2 protein-coding genes are annotated in these 2,586 nt (G+C 72.6%); both read right to left on the bottom strand.

The window, feature by feature from the left end:
• A partial coding sequence (locus tag F0Q45_RS25330) for an oxidoreductase (RefSeq protein WP_149656496.1) occupies window positions 1-637 on the bottom strand: 637 nt, incomplete at its 3' end.
• Window positions 638-1,598: 961 nt separating this feature from the next.
• Window positions 1,599-2,586: hypothetical protein (locus tag F0Q45_RS28175; RefSeq protein WP_188113160.1), on the bottom strand; the 988-nt coding region annotated here is incomplete at its 5' end.

Raw genomic sequence — 2,586 nt, 5'->3', positions numbered from 1 at the left:
CCACCGCGATGGTGGCGGCGTTCGGATCGGCAGCCAGCCGGCGCTGCAGCTCGTAGGTGAACAGCAGGTTGGCCAGTTTGGATTGTCCGTAGGCGGCGACGCGGTGGTAGCTGCGTTCCCACTGCAAATCATCAAAGTGGATCATGGCGCGAAGGCGGTGACCCAAGCTGCTGACCGTGACCACCCGCGAATCGGGCACCGGCAGCAGGTGGTCGAGCAGCAGCCCGGTCAGTGCGAAATGTCCGAGATGGTTGGTGCCGAACTGCATCTCGAAGCCGTCGGCGGTGACCTGTTTCGGCGTCCACATCACCCCGGCGTTGTTGATTAGCAGGTCGATGCGCGGATAGGCCGATCGCAGCGCATCGGCGGCGGTGCGCACCGAGCTCAACGAGCTCAAGTCGAGTTGTTGCAGCGTGACGTCGGAGCCGGGTGCGGCGGCGACAATGCGCGCCAGGGCCTCGTTGCCTTTCTCGAGGTTGCGTACCGCCAGCACCACCTGCGCGCCGCGCCAGGCCAGCGCGGCAGCCGTGTGGTAACCCAGCCCGGTGTTGGCGCCGGTGACGACGATGACGCGGCCGCGTTGATCCGGGATGTCGGACTGGGACCACTTGTGATCTGTCGCGCTAGTAGGGCTCATGGCCCGACCATACTCAGCCGCGACCAGCTGGCCCACGGACAACTGAGAGCGTTATTCGCCCGCCCACTCCGGGGTCGACGTCAGCTGACTGCGAGGCCGCCCGCCACCTCCTACCACCCCGTAAGTGGGCCTGCGGGTATTCTCACCGGTCCTGTGCTCCGATCGGCGACGCCATTGGCGGCGACATGGGTAAAGCACGTATCTCAAGGACTCCGACTCGTCGAAAAATGCGGGCCGAGACCGCTGGCGCACGGTGATGTAGTTCCTCGCCGGCGGACTTGCCGTCTTCCTCACGCCACACCCGCCTCTGGCGCGGCGGGCGCTCGCGTTGCCCACCTCAGCGACAACTCGCAAGCTCTCGGCTTGGTCGCGCGTAGTCGGGCACAACGAGTATCGGTTTGAACAGGGGCCGCTGTGGCGGATGTGACTCGGCCCTGCACGCCGCGCCTCGTCGGACAGCAGATAGGTGTTGAGCCGGGAACCGAACCGGATGAGCCCATTAGGTATCACCGATCGACGGGGTGTCCCCGACGTGGGCGTCACAAGAAAATGGTGACTCGCAATAGCGCAATAGCAGGGTGGCGCCCATGCTCAGCTCGGCGGTTGGAGCGGCGGAGTCGATGACGCAGCTAGCGCGGCGGCGGGCGTGCTGATGGCGCCGGGGCCGAGGGAGGGGGCACCCGCGGCCGGGTGCGGGAAGAATGCCACTAAGGTGCTGGTGGCCAGCAGACCCGTCCGGGCAGCCACCGATGGTTGCGTCCGACGGCCGCCGCGGCAGCCGGGCGGAAACGACGGGAATCCAGCGGGGTGGACCGGCGGACCCACGCAGCTGCACCAGAGCCAGCGCGGCGTCGTGCACGCGGTCCTCCTACGGAGAGTCGCGGCTGCTTGTGAGCCGACGTCCGGCGGGCTCCGTGCGCCAAGACCGCGGAGCGGTGCTCCGGCTATGCAGGCTGTCCTATCAGCCGTTGGTCCCGTCTTGCCCGTCCAATAGACCGCCGCCGCCGGGGCCGCCGCTGCCGGCGCTGCCGGTCAGCCCGCCCGCGCCGCCGCCAAACCCGCTGCCGCCGGACCCGCCGGCGGCGCCGTTGCCGCCACCGCCGCCGACGCCAAGCAACCCGACGCTGGTCCCGCCGATCCCTCCGCCCCCACCGGCTCCGCCGTTGCCGCCGGCGGAGGCGGCGACGCCGAGGGCCTTGCCGCCGCTGCCGCCGATGCCGCCACGGCCGCCGTTGCCGCCGCTAGCGGCGCCGACGATTTGGGCCGTGCGGCCCCCGCCCCCGCCCCCGCCGCCGGCACCGCCATCGCCAGCGGCGGAGCCAGCGTTGCCGAGGACGGTCCCCCCGGCGCCGCCGCCCCCGCCGGCGCCGCCGCCACCACCGGTGCCGAAGAAGCCGACCGCGTAGCCGCCGGTACCGCCGCTGCCGCCGGTGCCTCCGGACCCGCCTTTGACGACAGCAGCAGCGGTGGCGGTGCCGCCGGAACCGCCGGAACCGCCGGAACCGCCGGCCCCGCCGTTTCCGGCGATTGCCCCTGAGGCTCCGCCGGCTCCGCCGTTACCACCCGCTCCGCCGATCCCGCCGCTGCCGCCGACGGTGGTGGCGGTGGCGCCGCCGTTGCCGCCGTCGCCGCCGCTGCCGCCGCTGCCGCCGTCGCCGAAGAGCCCGCCAGCATTACCGCCCCTGCCGCCGGCCCCGCCGGCGGGGCTACTTCCGCTGAAAAAGCCCGGTGCGCCCTTGCCGCCATTGCCACTGGCCCCGCCGTCGCCGCCGGCTCCGCCGGAGCCGACGAGCGCGCCGGCGTTGCCGCCGGCCCCGCCGGTCCCGGCGTTGCCGCCGGCGCCGCCGGGACCGGTGCCGGCGTCGGCGCCGTTGCCGCCGCTCCCGCCGGTCCCGCCGGCGCCGCCGTTGCCGATGAGCCCGCTGGCATTGCCGCCGGCTCCGCCGTGC

The organism is Mycobacterium simiae (assembly GCF_008370645.1).
In the GTDB taxonomy this organism is placed as follows: domain Bacteria; phylum Actinomycetota; class Actinomycetes; order Mycobacteriales; family Mycobacteriaceae; genus Mycobacterium; species Mycobacterium simiae_A.
Note: the sequence above shows the minus strand (reverse complement) of the source record. Positions and strands in the feature narration are given on the sequence as shown.